The sequence below is a fragment of the Paenibacillus alvei DSM 29 genome, from assembly GCF_000293805.1.
GTDB classification, from domain to species: domain Bacteria; phylum Bacillota; class Bacilli; order Paenibacillales; family Paenibacillaceae; genus Paenibacillus_B; species Paenibacillus_B alvei.
The window spans coordinates 159627-164678 of the sequence record NZ_AMBZ01000003.1 but is presented as its reverse complement, the minus strand read 5'-3'; the positions used below and the strand labels follow the sequence as shown (position 1 = coordinate 164678).

Annotated in this window: 1 protein-coding gene and 1 pseudogene; both read right to left on the bottom strand. The window is 43.0% G+C overall.

Annotated features, from left to right (window positions below):
* Nucleotides 1-426: 426 nt before the first annotated feature.
* Nucleotides 427-576: pseudogene (locus PAV_RS37565) on the bottom strand (transposase); the annotation flags it as partial.
* A 1217-nt stretch (nucleotides 577-1793) separates the two neighbouring features.
* On the bottom strand, nucleotides 1794-4922 hold the full coding sequence (locus PAV_RS36100) for an adenosylcobalamin-dependent ribonucleoside-diphosphate reductase (RefSeq protein ID WP_051135111.1): 3129 nt from the start codon (nucleotides 4920-4922) through the stop codon (nucleotides 1794-1796).
* Nucleotides 4923-5052 lie beyond the last annotated feature (130 nt).

Sequence of the window (5052 nt, the reverse complement as noted above, 5' to 3'; positions counted from 1 at the left end):
AAATACCCATCCTTCTCTTTGGAATCCTTGGAATGCTGGTATTGGCAGATGCTTTCCGCTGCGGGTAATTGTAACAAAGTAGCTTTCAATGTAGCTTTAAACTTCCTATAATTTCACCTTAATCTTGCTAATGAATTGAATAATTCTATGTCTGTCAGTTTTAATGAGAATTGTACAGTTCTGGTTGTAAGATTTGTTTGAGGTTTTATAAATACAGAGGAGTATCCTTATTTGGGTATCGAGCATGATTTCGTATGTTTTTATTGTTTAAGCGATACTAGTCTTCTTGGGCTCTCGTTTTCCTTAAAATTCTGATGTACTAAATTGTAGTCAGTAGTTGCTAATATTTTGCACTTTTCGACAGCAGAACTGGTGAATACATTCTCCTTTCCCACCTTTCTCTTTATTTATAACAATAGAGTGACCGTAACCGTCAGCCCCTCGGGGTGAACGGCTTCTCAGCTCTTTCGCGTAAGGACGAAGATCCAAGACGCTAAAAAAGATAGGCTATCAATCTTTTGTATACATTTTTTGCAGATCTTCAAAGAAAAGTAGACTTTCTTGGAAAACACACAAGGTGAATCCCTCCATTCTTGGGTATTTTTGGTTTGCTATCAAAAAAACTTCGCCAAGTTGGGGTGAAGTCCCTTTTTTATGACTGAAAATTCTTGCGTATTAAGGGCTCAGATTCATGCAAAATACTCAAATATAAAAGAGCCGCAAGAAAGTCGACCTTTCTTACAGCTCAAAAAAATAAAGCAAACCCAACCCTACGCAGAGTCAGATAAGGATATATTTTGAGTGAAAAGAATAAGGTAACTTTCTTGCCAATAAAGAATAAAACAGAACAAATAGAACTTGTTTTATTCTTTAAACACGTAAGCAAGAAATTTTACATTACCCTCTTCAACTCCTATCGAAAGTGTTAGCGCAATATTAACATACCAGATATTTCATTGCAATATCCCAATTGTTAAATAATAACTTTTTTCTGACTTGAATCGGGTTGGAGGCTACCCATTATTTGAGTAGCCGACCATCCACACCACCATACGTACCGCTCGGTATTCAGCAGTTCCTAAGTTCACACAGTGACTTGACGCTCTACTTTTAGGTATGGAAAGAAGATTTTTCGCAGGCATTACCCAACCAATTGCTAAAGCTCTAATTAAACTTATTTTTTCATATCCATTATCTCTTGTATTTGTTTTCTATTAATTTTTACCTCATACCCAACTACTACATTTCTATAGTATCTGTTATGTAGATCTGATTGGGATGTAAATCTATTTTTCTACTTACTTTTTCTAATCTATTGTCAGGATGATTTACTTAGGCTTTGTCATATTCTTCAGAAACCTTGGCATAAATTTTCTCATCCAAAGGTAGAGAATTACTACAAATACTCGCTATAAATCTCGTTCACCAATTGATGAAGTATAAAAGTCTAGATTCTACTGGATACCAAGTTGTTTTGCTTGGCAGGAACAGATATTCTCTAATATTTTGAATCAAAAAAAGAAGTAACCAAGACGACATAAGGGCTCCCTAAATTTATGTCTATATGCATCAGAACTGCTTTCTCTGTACCTGACTTACACACAGTCCCATATAGGCAAGCACAAATATAAATAGCAATACACTCCACTACATCAATATATATTGATGCGGTGGAGTGTATATCTGCTTATTTTATCGTTTTCTTTAATCCAATTTCATCATCATTTATTTACAAATGATCAACTTTCATGATTCATCACACACTATACCAATCACATCTGCCCATTTATTCTTTACGAACAACGGCTGTATCCACAGTTCACACAGGTCTTGCATCCCTCCATACTAACAAGCGAAGCTGTACCGCAGGAAGGACATAAGTCTCTGGATTGTCCGCTCATCGGCTTGGATATATTTTTCCGAGCTTGTACGGAATCTTCTGCCGAAATTGTACTTGACGTCTGCCCACCCACATCCTGCTGGTGAGAATTGTTTTGCTGTTCATTACCTATTGCAGCTTGTTGACCGTTGTTGTGTGACTGATGTTCGTTGTTACTCGACTGTTGGCTATCATCATTTTTATAATGGTAAGACTGTTGGCCGTCATCCTTATTGTTATTGTTTCTAGACTGATTATTGTTATGGGCGTCCGATTGCTGGTTGTTATTTTTGCTTGGCTGCTGATCGCCTTTGCTTTCTTTACCAGTGTTCTGGTTCTGTTGTTCCTTGTGATCCGCTTGCTCCTGCATATGCGTCTCCAGTGCCTTCGCGACCGCATCCGCAATGGATTCTACTCGGTTGGCCCCGAAGCCGATAGCGCCTGATCCGCCGATACCCTTCAAATGTTTGATAAGCAGTTCCACCTTGTTCCCATGATCCCCATATCGCAGGAACAGGGAGCATACGCGACCCAATGCTTCTGCCATGGCAAATACATCTGAACCCGCTTTGCCAACATTCAAGAAAATCTCTGCCGGAATGTCATTCAGATCATTTATCGTAATGTATGCCATCCCAAATGGCGTATTAATCTTGTATGTGGCGCCACGCAATATTTGTGGTCGACGCTTATACACATTATTTGAGCTTGTTTCAGATTCCTCTGTACCAGCTTGGTTCAAAGCAGACGATACTGAGGCACTGTTATTTCCTTCCTGCTCATTGTTCTTCTTCTGCTGATTTTTATCTTCCTGACCCGAAGCGGCATCCGATGAAGCTTGATCATCTGAATCGGAGTCCCGACGATGAAGCTGCTGTTTATTTGCAGTTCCTTCGTTCTGCGTTGTCTCATCATTAGAGGAGGACTGACATTTTAACGTGCCGCCGTTCCCTAATTGATGACTTTCCTGATTGCTCGCATTGGAATCACCCTGCCCATACTGTTTCTGCTGCGAATCCAAATGGGAATCAGCTTGCCCCGACTCTGAATGACTACCCTCTTGCTGATTCTTCCCTTTATCCGTCGAAAGTACCTGCACGTCTCGGCTTCCATCTCGATAAATGGTTACCCCTTTGCAGCCGAGATCGAAGGCAAGCTCATATAATTGCTTCGTCTGCTCGATCGTGAAGTCATTCGGACAATTCGCGGTTTTGGATATCGAACTATCTACCCAACGCTGGATCGCTGCCTGTGTGCGGATATGATCCTCTGCGGAGAGATCCATTGCTGTCACGAAGTAATCTGGCAATTCCTCGTTCGGATGTGCGTCCTTCCATTGTTGGGCAATCGGTACGAACTGCTCATCATACCCAAGCCGGCTCTGACGATAATACTTGAAGGCAAAGTATGGCTCAATTCCGGTTGATGTGCCTACCATCGTGCCTGTGCTGCCAGTTGGAGCTTGTGTTATGACGGTGACATTGCGGATTCCTTTCGCCCGAATCGCTGATCCAACTTCAGGATATACGCTGGTCATCTGCTGCATAAACCCACTCTGTAAATAAGGATCTGCTTGGAAAGCAGGGAATGATCCTTTCTCTGCCGCGATCTCTGCAGAGGCTAAATACGCCTCACGAGCAATGAAGCCAAACAGTTTGTCAAGGAACTCAAGCGATTCCGAGCTTCCATATCGGATTCCTAGCTTGATCATCAATTCTGCCAAGCCCATTGATCCAAGTCCGATACGACGTTCCTTTTGCTGATTGTTTTTATTTTCTTCAAAATGATAAGGTGTTTTGTCAATGACGTTATCGAGAAAACGAACCGCATAACGCGTTACCTTCGACAGTTCCTCCCAAGCAACGTCCCGCTTCTCTGCATCATAAAACTTGGACAGATTGAGCGCAGACAAATTACAGACGCCCCACGCTGGCAATCCCTGCTCCCCACAAGGATTCGTACTTATAATCGGGTTAAAATACCAACTGTTCGACATCAGATTATAATGCTCCATGAAGACAACGCCCGGCTCCGCCGACTTCCACGCCGACTCTATAATCGTATGCCAAATGTCGCGAGCCTTCACGGTTTGATACGGGATCACAGCCTTACCTGCCCGCTTCCATTTTTCCAAATCCCCATCCCACTGCTCATCATAGTCCGGATCACTCGTATCCGGGAATACCAACTGCCAGTCCAAATCCTCCTTCACAGCCTTCATAAATCCATTACTTACACAGACGGACAAATTCGCATTTGTCACCTGCCCTGCAGTCTGCTTTACCGTAATAAAATCCATAATGTCCGGGTGCCAGTCATACATCATTAACATCAATGCACCGCGGCGGCTTCCGCCCTGCTCAATAAGCCCTGTAGTATAGCTGAACAGCCCACCCCATGAGACGGCTCCGCTGGAAGTCCCATTGACCCCTCGTACGATCGCTCGTCTCGGACGCAAAGAGGACAAATTGATACCAACTCCGCCCCCACGCGCCATAATCTCCGTCATTTCTGACAGCGTCTGCATAATCCCGCCGCGACTGTCCTTCGGTGATGGGATGACATAGCAGTTGAATAAGGTCAACTCTTCACTCGCCCCTGCTCCTGCAGCAATCCGTCCGCCAGGCACTAGCTTCCAGTCATCAAGGACATAGCGGAATTTATCTGTCCATTCGATTTGCTTTTCTGAAGTCGATTCCACAGAAGCAACGGCGGATGCAAGGCGATCCCACATTTCTTCTGGCGTCTTTTCCACAGCAAGGGTCAACTTTTCAATCGAGGTTTGCACGGTTTCACCCCTGCGCAATGCGACAGATACGTTTTGTCCGTCACGCGCAATTACCTCTCCTACTTCCTTTGTCGGAAACTTCGGATCATCCTTGGTTAGTACCAATACAACATCCCCAACCTTGGTATGGTTCGTATCCACCTCTTTTTTGGCATAACGATCCAAAAATATTTTCTCACTTAATCCTTCCAACCGCTTATTCGATATCTTATTCAAAGAGAACAACCTCCTGCTTACAATCAAATGATGACGCATCCGGGCTTATACTCAAGCTTCCTTCAACGCAACAAACACAATATGTAGTATTCATAATAGATTATAATATACTATATATAGAATTGATGTGATAAATGCCTCATCTAATCCTCATTGTTCCCGGCTCATG